This window comes from Stenotrophomonas sp. NRRL B-14846 (assembly GCF_050473585.1).
GTDB lineage: Bacteria > Pseudomonadota > Gammaproteobacteria > Xanthomonadales > Xanthomonadaceae > Stenotrophomonas.
In genome coordinates this window covers 375195-395475 of the sequence record NZ_JBFLUN010000022.1, presented here as the reverse complement: position 1 = coordinate 395475, position 20281 = coordinate 375195, and the positions used below count along the sequence as shown (strand labels likewise).

23 protein-coding genes are annotated in these 20281 nt (G+C 67.9%); 10 read left to right on the top strand and 13 right to left on the bottom strand.

The features are described 5' to 3' along the window. The first annotated feature begins 12 nt into the window (after window positions 1-12). The gene (locus tag AB1281_RS04000) at window positions 13-1380 is read left to right on the top strand and encodes an SLC13 family permease (RefSeq protein WP_135966079.1); all 1368 of its coding nucleotides are present in this window, start codon (window positions 13-15) and stop codon (window positions 1378-1380) included. A gap of 105 nt (window positions 1381-1485) precedes the next feature. After that, window positions 1486-2205, top strand: a complete 720-nt coding sequence (locus AB1281_RS03995) for a GntR family transcriptional regulator (RefSeq protein ID WP_012510388.1) — start codon at window positions 1486-1488, stop codon at window positions 2203-2205. Between the two features lie 92 nt (window positions 2206-2297). On the opposite strand, the gene AB1281_RS03990 is transcribed toward AB1281_RS03995, so the two are convergent. Further along, window positions 2298-2618 (bottom strand): hypothetical protein, encoded by a 321-nt coding sequence (locus AB1281_RS03990; RefSeq protein ID WP_430345122.1) that lies wholly within the window; start codon window positions 2616-2618, stop codon window positions 2298-2300. A gap of 150 nt (window positions 2619-2768) precedes the next feature. Here AB1281_RS03990 and AB1281_RS03985 point away from each other — a divergent pair, with 150 nt between their 5' ends. Continuing rightward, entirely contained in the window at window positions 2769-3716 is a 948-nt protein-coding gene (locus tag AB1281_RS03985) for a nucleoside hydrolase (protein WP_430345121.1), read from the top strand. Window positions 3717-3720: 4 nt separating this feature from the next. Here the strand turns inward: AB1281_RS03985 and AB1281_RS03980 are convergent, their stop codons facing one another. The 6 genes from AB1281_RS03980 to AB1281_RS03955 form a co-directional block, all read right to left on the bottom strand. After that, the gene (locus AB1281_RS03980; RefSeq protein WP_430345120.1) at window positions 3721-4980 is read right to left on the bottom strand and encodes an MFS transporter; all 1260 of its coding nucleotides are present in this window, start codon (window positions 4978-4980) and stop codon (window positions 3721-3723) included. Between the two features lie 78 nt (window positions 4981-5058). Continuing rightward, window positions 5059-6072: a hypothetical protein gene (locus AB1281_RS03975; protein WP_430345119.1), complete on the bottom strand. Its 1014-nt coding sequence runs from the start codon at window positions 6070-6072 to the stop codon at window positions 5059-5061. Between the two features lie 128 nt (window positions 6073-6200). After that, window positions 6201-7514, bottom strand: a complete 1314-nt coding sequence (locus tag AB1281_RS03970; protein WP_430345118.1) for a sensor histidine kinase — start codon at window positions 7512-7514, stop codon at window positions 6201-6203. Further along, window positions 7511-8251, bottom strand: a complete 741-nt coding sequence (locus AB1281_RS03965) for a response regulator (RefSeq protein ID WP_430345117.1) — start codon at window positions 8249-8251, stop codon at window positions 7511-7513. The genes AB1281_RS03970 and AB1281_RS03965 overlap by 4 nt, the downstream gene beginning before the upstream one ends. A 58-nt stretch (window positions 8252-8309) precedes the next feature. Beyond that, on the bottom strand, window positions 8310-8855 hold the full coding sequence (locus AB1281_RS03960; protein ID WP_430345116.1) for a redoxin family protein: 546 nt from the start codon (window positions 8853-8855) through the stop codon (window positions 8310-8312). Window positions 8856-8858: 3 nt separating this feature from the next. Continuing rightward, on the bottom strand, window positions 8859-9653 hold the full coding sequence (locus AB1281_RS03955; RefSeq protein ID WP_430345115.1) for an alpha/beta fold hydrolase: 795 nt from the start codon (window positions 9651-9653) through the stop codon (window positions 8859-8861). 342 nt (window positions 9654-9995) lie between these two features. Between AB1281_RS03955 and AB1281_RS03950 the strand changes: the two genes are divergently transcribed. From AB1281_RS03950 to AB1281_RS03930, 5 genes are all read left to right on the top strand, one after another. Next, on the top strand, window positions 9996-10640 hold the full coding sequence (locus AB1281_RS03950) for an HvfX family Cu-binding RiPP maturation protein (RefSeq protein WP_430344873.1): 645 nt from the start codon (window positions 9996-9998) through the stop codon (window positions 10638-10640). 100 nt (window positions 10641-10740) lie between these two features. Beyond that, complete coding sequence (locus AB1281_RS03945) at window positions 10741-11217, top strand: HvfA family oxazolone/thioamide-modified RiPP metallophore (protein ID WP_430345114.1); 477 nt, start codon at window positions 10741-10743, stop codon at window positions 11215-11217. Between the two features lie 56 nt (window positions 11218-11273). Continuing rightward, the gene (locus tag AB1281_RS03940) at window positions 11274-12119 is read left to right on the top strand and encodes an HvfB family MNIO-type RiPP peptide maturase (protein ID WP_430345113.1); all 846 of its coding nucleotides are present in this window, start codon (window positions 11274-11276) and stop codon (window positions 12117-12119) included. Next, window positions 12112-12897, top strand: coding sequence for an HvfC family RiPP maturation protein (locus AB1281_RS03935; protein ID WP_430344876.1), 786 nt, complete (start codon window positions 12112-12114; stop codon window positions 12895-12897). Before AB1281_RS03940 ends, AB1281_RS03935 begins: the two co-directional genes overlap by 8 nt. A gap of 2 nt (window positions 12898-12899) precedes the next feature. Then, window positions 12900-13538, top strand: coding sequence for a ferric reductase-like transmembrane domain-containing protein (locus AB1281_RS03930; protein WP_430345112.1), 639 nt, complete (start codon window positions 12900-12902; stop codon window positions 13536-13538). Window positions 13539-13600: 62 nt separating this feature from the next. On the opposite strand, the gene AB1281_RS03925 is transcribed toward AB1281_RS03930, so the two are convergent. From AB1281_RS03925 to AB1281_RS03900, 6 genes are all read right to left on the bottom strand, one after another. Continuing rightward, on the bottom strand, window positions 13601-14005 hold the full coding sequence (locus AB1281_RS03925; RefSeq protein ID WP_430344878.1) for a hypothetical protein: 405 nt from the start codon (window positions 14003-14005) through the stop codon (window positions 13601-13603). 73 nt (window positions 14006-14078) lie between these two features. Beyond that, window positions 14079-15215 carry a metallophosphoesterase gene (locus tag AB1281_RS03920; protein WP_430344879.1) on the bottom strand — a complete coding sequence of 379 codons (1137 nt, stop codon included), beginning with the start codon at window positions 15213-15215 and terminating at the stop codon, window positions 14079-14081. 103 nt (window positions 15216-15318) lie between these two features. Further along, the gene (locus tag AB1281_RS03915; RefSeq protein ID WP_430344880.1) at window positions 15319-16857 is read right to left on the bottom strand and encodes a TerC family protein; all 1539 of its coding nucleotides are present in this window, start codon (window positions 16855-16857) and stop codon (window positions 15319-15321) included. Between the two features lie 43 nt (window positions 16858-16900). Then, window positions 16901-17125, bottom strand: a complete 225-nt coding sequence (locus AB1281_RS03910) for a helix-turn-helix domain-containing protein (RefSeq protein ID WP_014036330.1) — start codon at window positions 17123-17125, stop codon at window positions 16901-16903. 13 nt (window positions 17126-17138) lie between these two features. Continuing rightward, on the bottom strand, window positions 17139-17606 hold the full coding sequence (locus tag AB1281_RS03905; RefSeq protein ID WP_014036329.1) for a DUF2975 domain-containing protein: 468 nt from the start codon (window positions 17604-17606) through the stop codon (window positions 17139-17141). A 209-nt stretch (window positions 17607-17815) separates the two neighbouring features. Further along, window positions 17816-18397: an NMCC_0638 family (lipo)protein gene (locus AB1281_RS03900; RefSeq protein WP_430344881.1), complete on the bottom strand. Its 582-nt coding sequence runs from the start codon at window positions 18395-18397 to the stop codon at window positions 17816-17818. A gap of 129 nt (window positions 18398-18526) precedes the next feature. Between AB1281_RS03900 and AB1281_RS03895 the strand changes: the two genes are divergently transcribed. Both AB1281_RS03895 and AB1281_RS03890 read left to right on the top strand, forming a co-directional pair. Next, a complete protein-coding gene (locus AB1281_RS03895) occupies window positions 18527-18838 on the top strand; it encodes a metalloregulator ArsR/SmtB family transcription factor (protein ID WP_004147836.1) in 312 nt (103 codons plus the stop codon). A 24-nt stretch (window positions 18839-18862) separates the two neighbouring features. Continuing rightward, the gene (locus AB1281_RS03890; RefSeq protein ID WP_430344882.1) at window positions 18863-20257 is read left to right on the top strand and encodes a DUF2867 domain-containing protein; all 1395 of its coding nucleotides are present in this window, start codon (window positions 18863-18865) and stop codon (window positions 20255-20257) included. Window positions 20258-20281: the final 24 nt, after the last annotated feature.

Sequence of the window (20281 nt, the reverse complement as noted above, 5' to 3'; positions counted from 1 at the left end):
CTGGGAGGGCGCATGAGTCCACAAATCGCAACGATCATCGGTCTGGTGATCATGTTCATCGTCGCCACCGCCATGCCGATCAACATGGGAGCCGTCGCCTTCGCGCTGGCCTTCATCATCGGCGGGCTGTGGGTCGACATGGGGGGCAAGGAGGTCCTGGCCGGCTTTCCCGGCGATCTGTTCCTGACCCTGGTCGGCATCACCTATCTGTTCGCCATCGCGCAGAAGAACGGTACCATCGACCTGCTGGTGCACTGGGCGGTGAAAGCGGTGCGCGGCCATATCGTGGCCATTCCGTGGGTGATGTTCGTGATCACCGCGGTCCTCACCGCGTTCGGTGCGCTGGGCCCGGCGGCGGTTGCGATCATCGGCCCGGTCGCCCTGCGCTTTGCCAAGCAGTACAACATCAACCCGCTGATGATGGGACTGCTGGTCATCCATGGCGCGCAGGCGGGTGGCTTCTCGCCGATCAGCGTGTACGGCAGCATCACCAACGGCGTGGTGCAGAAGGCCGGGCTGGAAGTCACCGAGATGGCGGTGTTCCTGACCAGCCTGGGCTTCAACTTCATGATGGCGACGATCTGCTTCTTCGCCTTTGGTGGCATCGCCTTGCTGCGTCGCGGCTCGATCACCGCAGCAGGAACGCTCGGCACTGCCGAACTGGCGATGGCCGGTGGCCCGCAGGCGTCGTCGCGGCAATTCGCGATCGAAGGCCATGGCGCGCTGGTCGCAGCAGGCGGCGGCACGCTCAGCAATGATCCGGCGGCCCTGGATGCGGTGAGCCTGACCCGCGAGCGGTTGTTCACCCTGATCGGCCTGCTGGGCCTGGGCGTGGCGGCGTTGATCTACAACCTCAACGTTGGCCTGGTCTCGATCACCGTGGCGGTAGCACTGGCGTTGTTGTCCCCGCAGAGCCAGAAGGGTGCGGTCGATGGCATCAGCTGGTCCACCGTGCTGCTGATCTGCGGCGTGGTGACCTACATCGGCGTGCTGGAACATGCCGGCGCGGTGGACTTCATCGGCAACGGTGTCTCCGACATCGGCATCCCGCTGCTCGGAGCGCTGCTGGTCTGCTACGTCGGCGGCATCGTTTCCGCATTCGCCTCATCGGCAGCGGTGCTGGGCGCGACGATTCCACTGGCGGTGCCGTTCCTGATGCAGGGCCACCTCAGCGCCGCCGGCGTGATCTGCGCGCTGGCGGTGTCATCCACCATCGTCGATGTCAGCCCGTTCTCGACCAATGGCGCACTGGTGGTGGCCTCGGCAGCGAAGGAAGAGCGCGAGACCCTGTTCCGCCGCTTCCTGGTCTACAGCGGCCTGGTGGTGGCGCTCGGACCGCTGCTGGCCTGGCTGGTGTTCGTGGTGCCAGGCTGGATGTAACCACCCGACGGTAGTGCCGGCCGCTGGCCGGCAATCTCATGACGCCATCCAGCGATCATGGGTTGCCGGCCAGCGGGCGGCACTACCTGGCGGTACACTTCCACCATGGCCATTGCCCCTGCCCCGCGGTCACCGAAGAAGCGCGCGCCCCTGTATGAAGAGGTGGCCGAACACGTGCGCGAGCGCATCTACGATTACCGGCTGCCGCCGGGTGAGTGGATCGACGAGCCCGCGCTGTGCGAAGAACTGGGCATCAGCCGCACACCGCTGCGCGAGGCGCTGAAGCTGCTGGCCGCCGAAGGCCTGGTGCAGATCGATGCCGGTCGTGGCAGCCGGGTCACCCGGTTGACGCTGGAAGACCTCAACCAGCTGTTCCCGGTGATGGCGATGCTGGAAGGCCGTTGCGCGCATGAGGCGGTGAAGCACATCGACGACGCTGGCGTGCAGCAGCTGGAAGACCTGCATGCAGCGATGGAAGCGGCGGCGGCCGAAGGCAACATCGCCGAGTACTACCGCAACAACTACCTGATCCACGAAACCGTGCAGCACTACGCGGGCAACCCGTGGCTGATCCGCATCACCCACGACCTGCACCGCATCCTGAAGATGCATCGTGGCCGCCAGCTGTTGACGCCGGGCCGCACCGCGCAGTCGCTGGCCGAACACCGCGAGCTGATGGAGTGCTTCCGCCGCCGCGACGCGCAGGCTGCCGAACGCACCATGGAGCGCCATCTGCTGAGCCAGGGCCAGGCGCTGGCCGCCTATGTGGCGGCAGGCGGCCTGCTGAACGTGCCGGCGCCGTTGCCGACCGAAGGCGGCGGCTGAGCTGTTGAGGTTGCCGGCCAGCGGCCGGCACTACCAGGGCGCGACCTCGGCTGGGTAGTGCCGGCCGCTGGCCGGCATCCAGAAGCGTCTCATCAATCGCCGCAACTGCCGCCGTCACCGCCACCACCATCACTGCTGCAGTCGGCGCTGCTGTGGCTGTGATGGCTGTGGTTGTCACCGGAATAGCCACCTGAGCTGTCGTAGCTTGCGCCGCCCTCCCCCCGGCTGCCCGAGCCATCGGCCGTGGCCACCGCCATGCACAGGATCGCGCCGACCAGCGGCAGCAGCCAGACCAGCAGCAGCTGCACCACCCGGCCCCCGGCCGACAGGCCGTCGCGCTGCGCGATCAGCACGGTGGCCACCACGTTCAGGCCCAGCACCAGCAGGACCAGCACTACCGCGAGGATCAGCATAGGGAGGCTCCGTGCCTGGACGGGGGCATTATGGCCCGCCGCCCCGGCAATGGCCCTGCCTGTCATGAAGATGGGACAATGTAGGGCGCGCCGGCCTGCCCCGTGGCCGCCGGCGCCCCCCGCACCACACGGAAGAAGAAGAACAACAACATGCTGAAAGTCATTTTTGATACCGACCCGGGCGTCGACGACGCCCTGGCGCTGCTGTACCTGCACAAGCACGCCCAGATCGACCTGATCGGCGTCACCACCACCTTCGGCAATGCCTCGGTGGAGTCGACCACGCACAACGCGCTGTACCTGAAGCAGGCCTGGGGCTTTGCCGCCCCGGTCGCGCGCGGCGCCGAAGGCCCGCTGCAGCCGGAAGCCACCCCGGAAGCCTGGCCGGTGCACATCCACGGCCACAACGGGCTGGGCAACCACCCGGTGCCGGCCAGCCTGGACGTGGCTGCCGATGTGCGCCCGGCCCATCAGCTGATCATCGACCTGGTCCGCGCCCATCCGGGCGAAGTGACCCTGGTCGCGGTCGGCCGCATGACCAACCTGGCCCTGGCCCTGCAGCAGGCCCCGGACATCGCCGGCCTGGTGCGCGGCGTGGTGATCATGGGTGGCGCCTTCCACGTCAACGGCAACATCACCCCGGCCGCCGAGGCCAACATCTGGGGCGATGCAGAAGCGGCCGACGTGGTGTTCACCGCCAGCTGGCCGGTCACCGCGATCGGCCTGGACGTGACCACCCGCGTGGAAATGGACCGTGACGGCCTGGACACGCTGGCTGCGATCGGCGGTGCCGATGCCGAGCTGGTGCGTGCGCTGTCGCAGGACTACGTCGACTTCTACCTGCAGGCCGGCCACAAGGGCATGGTCGTGCATGACTGCTGCGCGTGCATCGCGCTGACCCGCCCGGAACTGTTCCAGTTCGAGCGCGCCAGCGTGCGCGTGGCCACCGACGGCGTCGCCCGCGGCATGACCATTCCCAAGCCGGAAGGCCTGGCATTCGGCCCCAGCGTGTGGGACGGCCACGTGGTGCAGTCGATTGCCATCGGCGTGGACGCGGCCGCGGTACTGGCCGACATCGAGCAGACCCTGAAGGTCTGACCGTCTAGCGCTTGGCCCTGCCCGGGACCGTCTCGGGCAGGGTCCACAGCACCGGCAGCACCAGCACCGCCACCAGCGCGATCATCGCGCCGGGCGCCGCTGCCCAGCCGCTGCGCTCCACCCACCATTGCGCCAGCCATGGCGTTGCCCCGCCGAAGAAGGCGGTGGCCATGGTCACCCCCAGTGCCAGCCCGCTGACCCGGCCCTCGCCCGGGAATTGTTCGGCCGTGGCCGGCGCAGCAACGGCACTTACCCCACCGGCCACGCAGGCCAGCAGTACCGCGGCCAGCGCGATGCCCAGCGGCGGCGCCTGTGCCATCCAGGCGAACAGGGACAGCGGCAACAGCGCTGCCAGCACCGTCAGGCCCAGCAGCATCGGCCGCCGCCCGACGCGGTCGGACAAGGCACCACACAGCGGCGTGATCGCGATGACCGCCACCGCCGCAATCGTCGACAGCCACAGTGCGTCACCCTCGTCATGACCCTGCGCATGCAGGAATGCCGGTACATAGGTGATGCCAACGTAATAAGTGATCGAACCCAGCGCCGAGATCGCGAAGGTGCGTGCCACCGCCAGCGGATGGTTGCGCAGTACATGGCGAAGCGGCGTAGCCGGAATGCTGCCCTCGCGTCGCTGCCGCTCGAACTCCGGCGACTCGTGCATGCCCGAGCGCGCGACCAGGATCACCAGTGCCAGTGCCGCACCGACGAAGAACGGAACACGCCAGCCCCAACTGTCCAGCTGCGCGGTGGGCAGCAGAGCAACCGTAAGCGCCGAGATCGCCACCGCCAGCAGCGCCCCCACTTCACTGGCCGCCGATGCCAGCGAGGTCACCAGGCCGCGTCGCCGCACCGGCGCGCTTTCCAGCAGGTACGCCACCACCCCGGTGTACTCGCCGCCCACCGAAAATGCCATCACGCAGCGCAGTACCAGCAGCAGCACGCCCGCCGTGGTACCTGCGGTGGCCGCAGTCGGCAGCAGCGCAGTGGCCAGCATCGCCGCCGCCATCAAGGCCATCGACGCCAGCAGCATCCAGCGCCGGCCCAAGCGGTCGCCCAGGTGGCCGAAGCACAGCGCGCCCAGCGGGCGCATCAGGTAGGACACCGCGAAGCCGGCCAGGGTGACCAGCATCGCCTCTTTGCCGCCGCCGAAGAACACCCGCGACAACACCGTGGCGAAGTACAGGTACAGGGTGAAGTCGTACCATTCCACCACCGTGGACAGGCCCGCCACCCACATCGAGCGCTGCCGCGCTGCGGTCATTGCGTATTCGCCTTCAACAGCCTCGATCCCGGTTGCGCAGGTTCGAAGCAGGATGTCATGGCCGGGGTGAAATACCGGTCATCGGCTGTCCGTCGCCTGCATGTACTGGGTTTCATGGCCGGTGAAACGCTCGCCGTCAAAGCCGAAGCAGAAGTGCCCCTCCTCGAACACGCGGTAGACCAGCAACGCGCCATCCAGGCAGAACTGCGGCTGGTCCACGCCCGTTTCCAGTGTCCCGTAGCCGGTAGCATCTCCGCCTTTCCCTGCCGGCCCGGTGAAGGCATCGAACGGCAGTGGCGTCGCCCTGCCCGTGCGGGTATCGACCAGCACCAGTGTGCGCTGGAAGTACTCGGGTCGATCATCGACCTGCACCAGCAGATAGTGCTGGTTGAAATTGGGTCTCTGATGCAGGAGGGCATCTTCGATGGCTGCGCGGTGCTGCGCATCGCAGAAGTCGACCGGGCTGTAGCGGTAGCTGCAACCGTCGTGGTCGTAGGGCAGGTTCATGCCCGAGTAGCTGGGGCCTGCCTGGCTGCCCACGTCGTCTCCCGGTTCCGGCGTGCTGCACAGCAGCCACGAACGCTGCGCATCCTCCGGATCGGCCAGCAGCTTCGGCTCACGGCCCGCTTCGTAAGCCGCGCCCCCCGGGAAGTCCTGCCCCAGGTGCTGGCGGGCGATTGAACGCGCCTTCTCCAACGGCAAAGCAATCCTGGCCCCACGGAACGAGACGAACGTCATCGTCGGCAGGATCACCTCCTCCACCGGCAGCCCCTTCCACAGCCCCTGCACGCAGAACGTGGCGATCTCGTTCTCCTCGTCCTCCTTGCAGGGCTTTGGCGCGTTCGCAGCCAACCAGGGGTGGGCCGGATGCCCGGTCTGCTGATCGATGTACCAGCCATCCAGCGCGCAGGTCGGCAAGGCATCCAGCAGCGGGGAAAGATCGGTGGCGGCCGTTGGCGCGACAACCGGCGTGTCTGCAGTGGGTGCCTCGGCCGGAAGCTCAGGCGTGCGCTGGCAGGCCGCCAGCAGCAGCGCGGCGATCAGCAGTGCAGCGTGGCGTGGGCGCCGGATTGAATGATGCGTTCCCTGCATTGCGTGGTGCTCCCTGGTTTCAACACTCGCTGCAGATGATCGCCGATCCCGGTGCCATGCAGGAACGTCGCAAATCCCACATCGGGGTCAGAGCCCTTTGCTCCCGCAAAGGGATCCGACCCCGCCAATTACCCCGGCAGCTGCAGCTCCGCCCGCAAGCCGCCGCCCTCGCGGTTGTGCAGCCGCAGTGAGCCGCCCAGCGACTGCGCCAGCTGCACCGCGATGGCCAGGCCCAGGCCGGTGCCGCCGGTATCGCGGTTGCGCGAGCTTTCCAGCCGATGGAACGGCGCCAGCACCGCCTGCAGCTGGCCCTCGGGAATGCCGGGGCCGCGGTCGGAAATTCCGATCCACACCCTTCCGGCCTCATCGCGGCCCGCCTCGATCTCTGCGGCACCAGCGTAGCGCAACGCGTTGTCGACCAGATTGCCGACCACCCGTCGCAGCGGCTGCGGCCAGGTCTGCACGATCAGTCCAGCGGGCGCACCGCCACTGACCGGCTTGCCCATGTCCTCGTAGTCGCCGACCACGCTGGCCAGGAACGCGCCCAGGTCCATCGCCACTGGCGCGCCACTGGCGACGTGGCTGCTGCGCGCATAGGCCACGCCTTCACGCACCAGTTGCCCAAGGTGGTCGAGGTCGGCCAGCAGTCGCTGCTGGGTGCTGTCTTCAGGCAGGGTCTCCACCCGAAGCTTCATGCGCGTGATGGGGGTCTGCAGGTCGTGCGAGATCGCGGCCAGGATCTGCAGGCGCTCACTGACATGGCCACGAATGCGTGCCTGCAGTGCATTGAGTGCGGCCGCCGCGCCGCCTACTTCCGCAGGGCCATCTTCAGGCAGTGCCGGCCCGTCCTTGCCCGGCTGCAGCTGTTCCACCGCATGCGACAGCTGCTGCAGCGGGCGCATGGCCAGGCGCACCGCCAACCACGCGCACACCAGCAGCAGCGCCAGCTGCACCAGCAGCACGGCGGGCAGCCAACGTGCCAGCGGCAGGCCCGACGGAGTGACTTCAATGGTCAACGGTGTGCCGTCATGCAGGTGCAGTTCCACCTCGAACCGCTCCGGCAGGCGAGCCACCTGGCGCGCCTGCAACGGATAGCGATGCTGCAGGCTGTCGTCGATGATCGCCGTGACCTGGCGTGCACGATCGGTCTGCAGTCCCGGCCCAGCCGCAGCCGGGCGCAGCAGGTAACGGTAGGTGCGCCGCTCCAGCCGCGGCACCCAGGCATCGCGCTGGTCCGCGGGCAGGTGCTCCAGCAACGCGACACTCACGGCCACGTCTTCATCGAGGTTGCGCAGCATCATGCTGCGGGTGGACTGGTAGCGTTCGAAGAACAGCAGACCGAAAGACAGTGCGTGGGCCAGCGCCAATCCACCCAGCAGCACCAGCAGCAGGCGCGCCGACAGCGTGCGCGGCCAGCGTGGACGGCGTGCGGTGGTGTTCATTCGTCCGGCCCCAGCAACTGCACCGGCACGCTGAACACATAGCCTTCGCTGCGCACGGTCTTGATGTAGGTCGGCTCGCGTGCGTCGTCACCCAGGCGCTGCCGCACGCGGCTGACCAGCAGATCGATCGAGCGGTCGAACAGTTCGGCATCGCGGCCCTGGGTGAGGCTGAGCAGCTGGTCACGGCTGAGCACCCGATTGGCGTGATCGAGGAACACGCGCAACAGGCGGAACTCGGCACCACTGAGCGGATACGCGGTGTCCTGTGCATCCAGCAGATGGCGTGCGGTGGTATCCAGCCGCCAGGCACCGAAGGCCAGTTGGCGACCGGCTTCGCTCACCTGCAGGTTCGGCGGCAGCATCCGGGTGCGACGGATCACCGCGTTGATGCGTGCCAGCAGTTCGCGCGAGGAAAAGGGCTTGGTCACGTAGTCGTCGGCGCCCATTTCCAGGCCGATGATGCGGTCGGTTTCGTCGTCGCGTGCGGTCAGCAGCACCACCGGCACCGCACGATGCTTGCCGGCACGCAGGTTGCGGCACAGGCTCAGGCCGTCTTCGCCCGGCATCATCACGTCCAGCACCACCAGGTCCACCGCGTGGGTATCCATCAGTGCGCGCATGGCCCGACCACCGTCGGCCTGGCTCGCGCGCAGGCCGTTGCGTTGCAGGTAGTCGGCCAGCATCTGGCGGATCTCACTGTCATCGTCGACGACAAGGATGTGCGGTACAGGGTTCATTGCGTTCTCGATGAAGGCAGGGGGACAGCGCCGCGCGGCGCGGCCATGGTAGCGCGGCTCAGGGGGTGGCCAGCAGGCGCTGGATCTCGCTTTCGGTACGTGCGTAGTCGCCCTCGCCGTAATGGCGGTAGACCACCCGCCCCTGCCGGTCGAGCAGGTACAGCGCGGGCCAGAAACGGTTGCCCCAGGCGTTCCAGATCCGGTACTGGTTGTCCTGCACCACCGGCCAGGTGATATCCAACCGTGCGATGGCCCTGCGCACGTTGCCGGGCAGCCCTTCATAGGCGAACTCCGGCGTATGCACGCCGATCACCTTCAGGCCCTGCGACGCGTACCGTGCGTGCCACTGGTGGACATACGGCGCCACGTTGAGGCAGTTGCTGCAGGTGTAGGTCCAGAACTCGACCAGCACCACCTGCCCCCGCAACTGCTTCAGTGTGAGCGGTGGGCTGTTGTGCCATGGCCCACCACCGTCGAACCCCGCCACCGGTGCTGCGTCGAGCGGCTGCGCGCCAGCATCCGCGCCGGGCCATGCCAGCAACAGCGCAGCTCCACCCAGCAGGCCCAGCAACAGCGGCAGTGCATACCCTCGCAGGGTGGCCATCGCTCAGCCCCCCTGCTCGGCCAGCGGCAGTTCGGCGGGCTTCACGCCTGCCGCTTCCAGGATGCTGTCGGCCACCTGCGCAGGATGCGAAAGCAGCGACACATGGCTGCTGCCGATCGATTGCAGCTGCGCGCCAATGCGCTTTGCGGTGGCGGCCTGCAGCTGCGGCGACAGCATGCGATCGTCACGGCTGAGCACGTACCAGCTCGGCTTGCTGCGCCACGCCGCAACGTTCACCACCTCGCCCAGCGCGCTGGCCTTCAGCGGGACCTGGGTGCTGTACAGCAGTGCGGCCGATTTTTTCATCACGTCCGGCGCGAAGTCCTGGGCGATGGCATCAGCCGGCAACGTCAGGTAGCCATCCCTTTCCTGCAGTCGGGCCAGGCCCGGACCGACCGGGAAACCTTCGCCCTGTTGCGCCGAAGACTGCCCTGCATCCGGTGCGAAGGCCGCCACGTACACCAGCGCCTGCACCTTCGGGTCATTACCCGCTTCGGTGATGACCGTGCCACCCCAGCTGTGGCCGACCAGCACCACCTTGCCGGGCGCGGCGGCAATCGCGCGACGGGTGGCGGCGACATCGTCGGCCAACGAGGTGAGCGGATTCTGTACGGCCACCGCCGGCAGCTTCCAGTCATGCAGGGTACTGATGACCTTGCTCCAGCTGGAGCCATCGGCGAACGCGCCGTGCACCAGGATGACGGTGGGCGGTGCAGCGGTATCGGCCTGGCTGGCGAAGGCGGGGGCCGCGGCGCCGGCAAGGGCGAGAGCAGCGGCAAGCAACGAGGTACGGATCATGGGTGGCACTCCGGTGTTGGGAGTGGCCATTTCCGCCTGCCGGTGTATCACCGCTGTTTCTCCGCGGCCCAGAGTTGTACCGGACTGTAGGGCGCAGGCGGGTTTCTACAGTGGGATACATTCGGCCGCCGGGCCCGGCCGGGCGCTACCGGGTGGATATCGCTGCCCGCACGCGGGCGCGCAACGCCCCGATGTGCCTCGACACATCGTCTTTGTATCTGACTGTACGAAACCCCGGCCTCGGCCACAGTCGCTGACAAAACCCCGGGCAACGGCACACGTTGCCGATACCTGCGCCGCCTGAAATGGCCTCCATCGACCACTGGCCCGCAGGACACCACCATGATCAGCACCGCCTCTTCCGTGTATACCCCCCGCCTGGACGCCGTCGGCCGCTGGCTCTCGCCATTGGCGCTGCGCACCCTGCTGGCCTGGGAGTTCTTTGAATCCGGCCGCGAGAAGCTGGGCGGCCAGAACTGGTTCGCCGACCTGGAAGGTCGCTTCCCGTTCCCGTTCTCCGCCCTGCCCGCATCACTGAACTGGCAGCTGGCCACCTGGCTGGAACTGGTGGGTGCAGTGATGCTGCTGCTCGGCCTGGCCACGCGCTCGGTGGCTTATGTGTTCTGGGTGCTGACCGTGGTCGCCATCGCCGCCGTGCACTGGCCCGACCAATGGAACGGCCTGGGCGAACTCTGGCAGGGCTATGCGATCACCGACCAGGGCTACGGCAACTTCAAGCTGCCGCTGCTGTTCCTGGCCATGCTGCTGCCACTGATCCTCAACGGCGGTGGCGCACTCAGCGTGGACCGTCTGCTGGCCGGCTCGCAGCACGCCCCCGTTGGCAATGACGGCTTGGGTTGGGGCGTCAGCCTGATCGCCCTGCTGCTGCCGGTTGCCTCGCTGCTGCCCGGCATCGGCTTCGGTGGCGCCCTGCTCGGTGGCGTGCTGCTGCTGGGCTATCTGCTGCGTCGCCGCCGCGCCGCCTGAGCCGCTTCGCCCCTTCACCGCGCTTCTTCCCTTCGTTTCCGTCGCCTTCAAGCGGCGTCCATCCCGCACGCCCCGCGTGCTTTCCCAAGGAGTCACCACCATGTCCGTCTCGACCAAGACCACCCCCTCCTCCCGCCTGCCGCGCATCGGTGCCATCGGCATCGCCCTGGCCGGTGGCCTGCTGCTGGCCGGCCAGGCCGCCGCGATCCAACCGCTGGCGATCAGCGCGGTGGCCATGAGCGCCGCCGCCGAAGGCAAGTGCGGTGAAGGCAAGTGCGGGGCCAACAAGGCCACCACCGGCAAGCCCGCTGGCAAGGCCAAGGTGGCCGAGGGCCAGTGTGGCGAAGGCAAGTGCGGCGACGCCTCGTTTGCCCGCACCGACCGTGACCACGACGGCAAGGTCTCGCGCGCCGAGTTCAACGCTGTGGCCGCCAAGCGTGCCGCCGAGTTCGACCGCATCGACACCGACCACGATGGTTACATCAGCGAGCAGGAAGCGCACGACTACCTGCGCAGCGTCTACACCGCCAACGGCAAGCCGATGCCGAAGGGCCTGTTCTCCCGCGTTGCCGATTGATCGACGTTCAACCGGCGCCGCCTCCAGGGCGGCGCCCTCTCCCTGGAGCATCCGCCATGTCCCTGCCTCTGCCCTCCAATGCCGCCGGTCTTGGCCTGCGCCGTGGCCTGATCGACGAACTGCTGGCAATGCCGACCGGTGCCATCGACTTCCTCGAAGTCTCCCCCGACAACTGGATCGGCGTCGGCGGTGCACACGGCGCAGCGCTGCGCCAACTCAGCGAGCGCCACCCCTTGACCTGCCACGGCCTGTCGCTGTCGCTGGGCGGTCCCGATCCGCTGGACCGCATCCTGCTGGCACAGACCCGAGCCTTCCTCGACCTGCACCAGGTGCAGCTGTACAGCGAACACCTGAGCTACTGCGCCGCCGGTGGCCACGTCTACGACCTGCTGCCGCTGCCGTTCACCGCCGAGGCCGTGCATCACGTCGCCAGCCGCATCGCCCAGGTGCAGGACATGCTGGGCCGACGCATCGCCGTGGAGAACATTTCCTACTACGCCGTTGCCGGTGCCGAAATAAGCGAGATCGACTTCATCAATGCCGTGCTCGCCGAAGCGGACTGCGACCTGCTGCTGGACGTCAACAACGTCTTCGTCAATGCCTGCAACAACGGCTACGACGCCTTCGAATTCCTGGCCCGCGTGCCGGCCCAGCGGGTCGCCTCGCTGCATGTGGCGGGCCACTTCGATGAAGACGATGGCTTCAAGATCGACACCCACGGTGCGCCGGTGAAAGGCGTGGTCTGGGCGCTGTTGCGCGAGGCCTATGCGCGGGTGGGCGTGCGTCCGACCCTGCTCGAACGCGACTTCAACTTCCCGCCACTGTCCGAGTTGCTGGCCGAGGTCGCGCAGATCCGCCAGGCACAGGTCGAGGCACGTTGGCCCGAGGTGGCCCATGGCTGAGTCGCTGGCCACCCTGCAACGGCGTTGGGCCGACCATGTGCGCGACCCATCAATGGCCGCGCCCGATGGCGTCGAGGCGCGCCGGCTGGCGGTGTACCGCCGCCTGTGCATCGACAGCCTGGACACCCTGCTGGCTGGCACCCTGCCAGGCCTGCAACACCAGTTGGGCACGCCGCGCTGGCGCGACACCGTGGAGCACTACTACGCCCGCCACGCCTGCCAGACCCCATTGTTCCCACGGATCGCCGGCGAGTTCGCGACCTGGCTGGCGGTGCAGGACGCGCTGGTACTGCCGGGCTGGGCAGCAGAACTGGCGCACTACGAGAGCACGCTGCAGTCGCTGCACATTGAAGCGCGCGCCGCCGGGCGTTCGCTGCACCGCGTTCCGGTGGACAGTGATGTGCTGGCGGTCTCGCCGCTGGTGCGGGTGCTTGGCTACCAGTGGCCGGTACATGTGGACGAGGTGCTGGAGCCGATGCTGGATGCAGCTCCCACGCTGCTGGTGATACAGCGCCTCGCCGATTTCAGCCTGCAGACCGAGGAACTGTCACCGCTGGCCTACGCGCTGCTTTCGGTCTTCGGTGACGACGGCGCGCCTGTGGATGAGGCACTGCAGGCGCTGTCCGAAACACATGACGTGGCAACGGACGCATTGCGTGCGGCCTGCATTCCCGTGCTGCGCGAACTCTGCACGGCAGGCGTTCTGGTTGCGTCGACCGATCCCCGGGAATGCCGGCCAGCGGCCGGCACGACCCCCTCTCCATTCTTCGAGGCCTGACCATGACTGTATCCAACACGTCCTTCCTGCACGGCTGGCGCCTGTTCGTAGCCATCGGCGTGGTCCTGATCGCGTTCGCACTGACCGCCTTCGCCCTGTATCCCGATGCAGCCGAAGGCAGCCGCGCGGCGATCCGGCTCACCGCCCGCACATCGTTCCTGCTGTTCCTGGCAGCGTTCACGGCATCGTCGTTCGCCAGCCTTCTGCCCAGCCCGTTCACCCGGTTCCTGCTGCGCGAACGGCGCATCATCGGCCTGTCCTTCGCGTTCTCGCACCTGCTGCACGCAGTTGCCATCACCAGTTTCGGCATCCTCAACCCGGCGTTCTGGCCAGCACGATCCGCGCTGGCCAACCTCCCGGGCACGGTGGGCTACATCGCCATCCTGGCGCTGGCCATCACCTCGCACCGGGGGCTCGCCCGGCGCATGGGACCCACGGCCTGGCGTCGCCTGCACATGACCGGCATGTGGATCATCGCGGCGGTGTTTACTTACTCGTACTTCAAGCGCGTGCCGGGCAACTTCTGGTATGCGGTGCCGTCGGCGCTGCTGTTCACCGCCTTCGTGGTGCGCTGGATCGCCAAGCGGGCACAAGCGCTGCGCCGAAGTGCGCATGCGCGGCCGCCGCTGCGGGCGGCCTGACGGGCCGGGGTCAGCTCCCTTTGCCAAAGGCGAAGGGTTCTGACCCCATCATGCCGTCCCCATCAGCCGTCACGTGTGGCGCGATAGACGGCGTAGGCGTCGAGGATCTTCTGCAGCCGCGCGTGTTGCTTCGTCCCCATGGGGACCCGTTGCACGCGCTTCAGCAACGTCTTCCACATATATCCGGACCGGAAGAAATACGGCCGTACTTCAAGGAAGGTCAGCGCGACATCCAGCGCATTCGGGTCATGCTCGGCCAGCCGTTTCAACGCGTTGGCATAGCCTCCCGGAAACGCCAGCCGCTCGTAGTGCTGGTGGAACTCGGCACAGGCCGCAGCGTGCCGTTCCCGCTCCTCCGGCCCACGCCAGCGCGCACTGGCACTCTCGTGGATGGCCTGCTGCAGCCGGTTGATCTCGTCAGCATTGGCACGGATCAGGCGCTCCATCGGGGCGCGGGGATGGGCCATGGTTCCTTCCATGTGGTTTGTCGGGGGCCAGATCCCTTTCCCCCAGGGGAAAGGGATCTGACCCCGCCTAAGGTCACGGCGCGCGGCGCAATGTTACCAAGGTGATCTCCGACGGCACGCCGATGCGCGCCGGGAAACCGGCCCAGAGGCCCGCACCGTTGCCCACGTACAGCGTCATCCCATCCACGTCGTAGCGCCCGGACACAAAACCGCCATTGGCTCGCTTCACCAGCTGGTCCATGCCGATGATCTGCCCGCCGTGGGTATGCCCGGACAGCTGCAGCTTCACCCCACGCGCCGCCGCGTCCCGTGCATTGCGCGGGCGATGATCGAGCAGGATCACCGGCGCGGACGGATCGGTACCGGCCAGTGCAGCATCCAGATCCGGCAGCGGCAGGCCGTAGCGTGCGGCCACCGGATCGGTGACACCGGCGATGGTCAGCGCCGCATCGCCGCGCCGCACCTGCATGTGGCTGTTCTCCAGCACCTGCATGTGCAGCGCGCGGAACGCCTGCATCCACGCCTGGTACTGCGCGTAGTACTCGTGGTTGCCGGTGATGGCGACGACGCCGTCCGGCGCCCGCAGGTCCGCGAGTGGACGCGCGTCGTCACGGCGGGCCTCGACACTGCCGTCGATCAGGTCGCCGGTGATCACGATCAGGTCCGGCGTCAGTGCGTTGCTCTCATCCACCACCTTGCGCACCCAGTCGCCGGTGAGCAGGCGGCTGGCATGGATGTCGGTCAGCTGCAGCACGCGATAGCCGTCGAACGCGGCCGGCAATCCGGCGATGCGCACCTCGATCTGCCGGGGTTTGGGCACCGCCATGCCCTGGCTGACACCATAACCACTGACCAGCAGTGCCAGCACGCCGGCCACCGGTCGCAGACGCCGCGTGCGCATTGCGGCTACCGCGCGAGGCCAGCGCAACAGGCGCGACAGCAGCAGGCCGGCGTCCAGCACCACCATCACCAGCGCCAGCAGCAACACCGCGGTGGAGCCGGTGGCCAGCGTGGCGATGGCCAGCTTGGGGATCTCGGGCGACGCCGTCGTACCCCAGAAGGTGGCGACGATGCGCAGCTGCACGGCAACGGCCACCAGCAGCAGCGACAGCACGACCTTCAATGCGGCGGGCATGCGCAGCGGCCAGAACAGGCGCCAGGCCACATACAGGCCCATCAACAAACCGATCGTACTCAGCACTGCAACCATCCTGGAAAGAAAACGGGCCGGCCATGGTGACGGTTGCCGGCCGTGTTGTGTAGAGCCGGGCATGTGCCCGGTTGTTCAAGAAGCAGTCGAGCATGGCTCGACTCTACAGATGGCCCAAGCGCTCCACCCGCAGGCGGGCGATGCGGCGCTTCTCCATCGCCAGTACGGTGATGCGCACGCCGGCCACGTCCACCGCATCGCCGATGTCCGGCAGCCGGCCCAGCTGCTCCAGCACCAGGCCGGAGATGGTCATGTAGTCGGCACTGCGCGGCAGCGACACGCCCGCCAATCGCTGCAGGTCGTCCAGGGTCAGCGCACCGTCGGCCTCCCACTGCTCCTCACCCTGCGCGACCACGCCATAGCGCTCGTCCTGGGTATCGACCAGGTCGCCGGCAATCGCCGCCAGCAGGTCGTTGGCGGTCACCAGGCCTTCCACGCTGCCGTACTCGTCCACGGCCACCGCCAGCGGCACCGGGTGCTGGCGGATCAGTTCCAGCGCCTGCAATGCACTGGCACTGGACAGGACGTACTGCGGCTCACGCAGGTTGCCTTCCAGCTGCAGCGGCTTGCCCTGCAGCAGGTCGGCCAGCACGTCCCGGCTCTGCACCACGCCGCGCAGGCTGTCCAGGTCACCATCGCCGACCAGCAGGCGGGTATGCGGCGATGCCACCAGGCGCGCCACCACATCCTCCTGCCCGCGCGCCAGGTCGATCCACTGCACGTCGGCACGCACGGTCATCACGCTCGACACCGGCCGATCGGCCAGGCCCAGCACGCTGCGGATCATCTCGTGTTCGGCCGGCTGCAGGCGCTCGTCGGCGTCCACCTGCTCGTCCACGCCTTCGTCGTCGTGGCCGTTGGCCGGGCGCGCGCCCAGCATGCGCAGCACGGCATCGGCGGTGCGCTGGCGGAACGGCTGGCGGCGTTCGTTGCGTTCGCGGTTGAAGCGGACCCACTGGTTGAACGCCTCGACCAGGATCGAGAAAGCGATCGCCGCGTACAGGTAGCCCTTCGGGATCTTGTAGCCCAGGCCTTCGGCCACCAGGCTGAAACCGATCATCAGCAGGAAGCCCAGGCACAGCACCACCACCGTGGGATGCTTGTTGACGAAGCGGGTCAGCGGCTTGCTGGCCACCAGCATCAGCGCCATCGCGATGGTCACCGCGGCGTACATCACGCCCAGGTTGTCGACCATGCCGACCGCGGTGATCACCGAGTCAAGCGAGAACACCGCGTCGAGCACCACGATCTGTGCCACCACCATCGCGAAGCTGGCATAGACCTTCTTGCCATCCTCGTGATGCTCGCGGCCTTCCAGCCGTTCGTGCAGCTCCATGGTGCCCTTGAACAGCAGGAACAGGCCGCCGCCCAGCAGGATCAGGTCACGCCCGGAGAAGCTGTGGCCGAACAGGGTGACCAGCGGCTCGGTCAGTTTCATGATCCAGGCCAGCGCCGCCAGCAGCACCAGCCGCATCAGCAGCGCCAGCGCCAGGCCGATCACCCGCGCGCGGTCGCGCTGGTGCGGCGGCAGCTTGTCGGCAAGGATCGCGATGAACACCAGGTTGTCGATGCCGAGAACGATCTCCAGCACGACCAGGGTTGCAAGGCCCATCCATATCGAGGGGTCAGCCAACCATTCCATTTCAGGTCCGTTTCGTCAGTAGGTAAGGGAAAAGAGCAATCATTCAGTCGGCGTCCTGCGGCTGCGCCGGGTCATGCCCGAGCAGGTCGCCGGGCGTGCACTGCAGCTCGCGGCAGATCGCATCCAGCGTGGAAAAGCGGATGGCGCGCGCCTTGCCGGTCTTCAGGATCGACAGGTTCGCCAGGGTGATGTCGATGCGCCCGGCCAGCTCGGACAGGGTCATGCCCCGTTCCTGCAGCATGCGGTCGAGGGTGATGACGATCGCCATCAGCGCGTGCCCATCAGATCAGACCATCCAGGTCATCGCGCATCGCTGCGCCCACGGCGAACACGCGTGCCAGCACGAACAGCATCAGCACTGCCACCAGCCCGGTGATCGACATGCCGCCACCCACCTCCATCCAGGTGAAGTCCGGGCCCATCCAGGCCGCGTAGGCACCGATCAGGATCGACAGCAGCTCCATCGCCAGCATCAGCCACGCCATGCGCTGCAGGCGTTGTGCATTGGCGTGGGTGAACGGCCGCTCGCGCGCCGCCGACTTCAGCAGCCGCAGCAGATGGCGCAGGAACAGCAGGCACAGCACCAGCAGCGCGACGATCGCGCCCAGGCCCAGGCAGAAGTGCAGGAACAGGTCGTTGCCGTGCGCGGCGGCGGCATCGGCGTCGTGGACGCTGTCGAGCAGCCAGCGGCGGTCGTGGGCGACCAGTGGCACGGCCAGCAGTGCGGCCAGGATGCCCAGCCAGCACATCGCCCGGACGGCCTGTACGGCGGCCTGGGCCAGGGTGAACAAGCCTCGCGCGGGTCTGGCGCGGGCGGGACGAGCGGTCAAGCGGCCTCCGGCATTGGGGTGGCCTCGCCGCCCCGGGGTGGATTTATCGATAAACGATATACCACATCCTGCGTGAAAGGCTGAATCGCAGGCATGGGCCACCGGCTGGGCGCCGGGCCCAGCAGGCACTACCGGGTGGGCGCCGCGGGTTCCAGCATCGCTTCACCGGGCGTCACCGAAGCCATCGCCTGTACGCCGGCCTCGGCCGCCTGCCGCGTGACCAGCCGGAAGCGGACCTGCAGCTTGGCCTGGCCGGGCGTGGCCCAGCCGTACTGGATCGCCACCTGGTCGGCCGACAACGGACCACGGCCCGGCAGCGAACGCGCCTGCAACGGCTTCGGCGCCGCCTGCACCAGCCGTGCGAAGCCCTTCTGCACCACCGCCGCATCGGCCTTCTCCGCATACACCGTGCAGGTTCCATCGTCGGCCCAGCTGACCGCATAGCGGCCGCTGGCCAACGGCACCATCCAGGCCACGCCTGCCTGCCCCTGCAGCAAGGTTGCCGCCTCGGCCGGCTGCAGCGGTGCCAGCCCGTTGGATTCCATCAACGACTGCAGGCGCGCCGGCGCACCGATGTGCTGCATGCAGGCGGTATCGAACAGCTCGCTGAAGGGATCCTGCGCCGGGGCCTTGGCCTTGGGAGTACGCGCGGGTTGCGCCACCGCCAGGGTGGGCAGCAGGGCCAAAGCCAGCCAGAACGCAGGACGCATCGGGATTCCACGCTACCGAAAACAGCAGGGAGGATGGCAAAGCCCGGGCGTGCCGCGCAACGGGTCATGGCTTGACAGCCGCCACCGGCAGGAGGAGTATAAATTAACGAATTAGTTAATTAGCTCGCCATGGACCGTATCTTCGAAGCCCTCGCCTCCACCGCCCGCCGGCAGATCCTGGCCTATCTCAGCGCCGGCGAGCTCAGCGCGGGAGAGCTGGCCGAGCGCTTCGATTTCAGCAAGCCGGCGCTGTCCAGCCACCTGCGCATCCTTGAGGAAGCCGGCCTGATCGAGCGCGAGAAGCGCGGCCAGTTCGTGTACTTCCGGCAGGTGCCCGACCGCCTGGCCAACACGCTGTTCTCGTGGGCGGCCGAAGTCTGTCCGGTCGGTGGCCCGCTGAAGCGCGAAGCACGCGCCCGCCGCAAGTCCCCCGCCCGCTGAACCACCCTGCCAAGGAGCATGACGATGCCTGGTTCGACCCGCGACCGCCGTTCGTTTCCAGGGGTGCAGCTTCCGGCGCTGGAGGGCGGCAGCCCGACCGAAGTCACCTTGATCGCGCAGCTCGGCATCGGTGCCGGTGATGCGCTGGTGACCGACGCCAGCCAGCGCCAGCGCCACCACCCGGCCTTCATCGATGCACTGGACGAGCCTTCCGCGCGCCTTGGTGGCATGCACCTGCAGCAGGGCGACGCCTCCTCGCTGTACAGCTTCACCGTCGGCGCTGGCGGCCATCCCTTCCACCGGCATGCCGGGCCGCGCATGTTCACCGCCATCGCCGGCAGCGCCGGCGCCGAACTGCGTTTTGCCGCCGCGTCAGACGCGCAGCTGGCGCGCGATCCCGCTGCCTTCGCGCGCACGCTGCGGCGCATCCGCATTCCACCGGACTGCCTGTTCACCGTGCGCTTCGGCGGCGGCACCTGGCACCAGTTCGCATCGAACCATCGCGCACATCCGGCGCTGTTCGCGTTGTCCTGCCACAGCAATGAGCTGGCCGGGGCGATGGATGAGCAGGCCCGTGCACAGGTTCAACGCAATGCCGCCGATATCCCCAGCCTGACCGAGGTATTGCCGGAAGCGCACTGGCCTTCGGCCGCAAGCCTCGCCGCCTCACCCCTGCTGCAGTTGTCGCTGCAGGCAGCACCTCCCAGCCTGTGCGCCCACCTGTGCGCGCATACCCGCGCTCTGTTGGGCCCGCTGCGGAGGATTTCATTGCGGCGCTTGCGTGGCTTCGTCGAACGCGCCACGCCGGCCTATCCCGTCCACTCGCAGGCCGCCGCCAGCGATGGGCTGCTCCCCGCTGCACTGCCACACAGCCACTACCAGGACCAGACCACCTTGCGCCTGGACAGCACGCAGGTCACCCATCACGCCGCGTCGGCGCTGCTGGCCGATGTGCTGGAAGGCTTCCTGCGCAATCCACCTGCCGGCGTGGGCCACCTGATGGCGCTGCGCAACCACCTGGTGGCGCCGTTGCGGTTGCGTACGTCGCCACTCGGCTGCCCGGTGTCGTCGCTGCTGTCGACCGACCGCAGCCGCCTGTTCGCCGGCCGCTACCCGGTGCTGGACGCGCACATCGATGACGGGGACACCTGCGCCGAAGTGCTGCTCGGCGCCGATGATCGCCACCTGCGCTTCCGCAGCAGCGTGCGCGTGCAACGCTGTGCCGATGGCCACATCGAGATCAGCCTCGGCACACGCGTGCAGACCCGCAATGCGTTCGGCCGCCTGTACATGGCGCTGATCGATGCCGCGCACCGGCACTACGTCGCGCCGGCACTGCTGCGCCGCGCGGTCGAACATGCGCTGGCGCCGGAACTGGCCGATCTCGATGACTGGGCGGAATACTCCGCGTACAGATGATGCCGGCCCGTGGCCGGCACCACC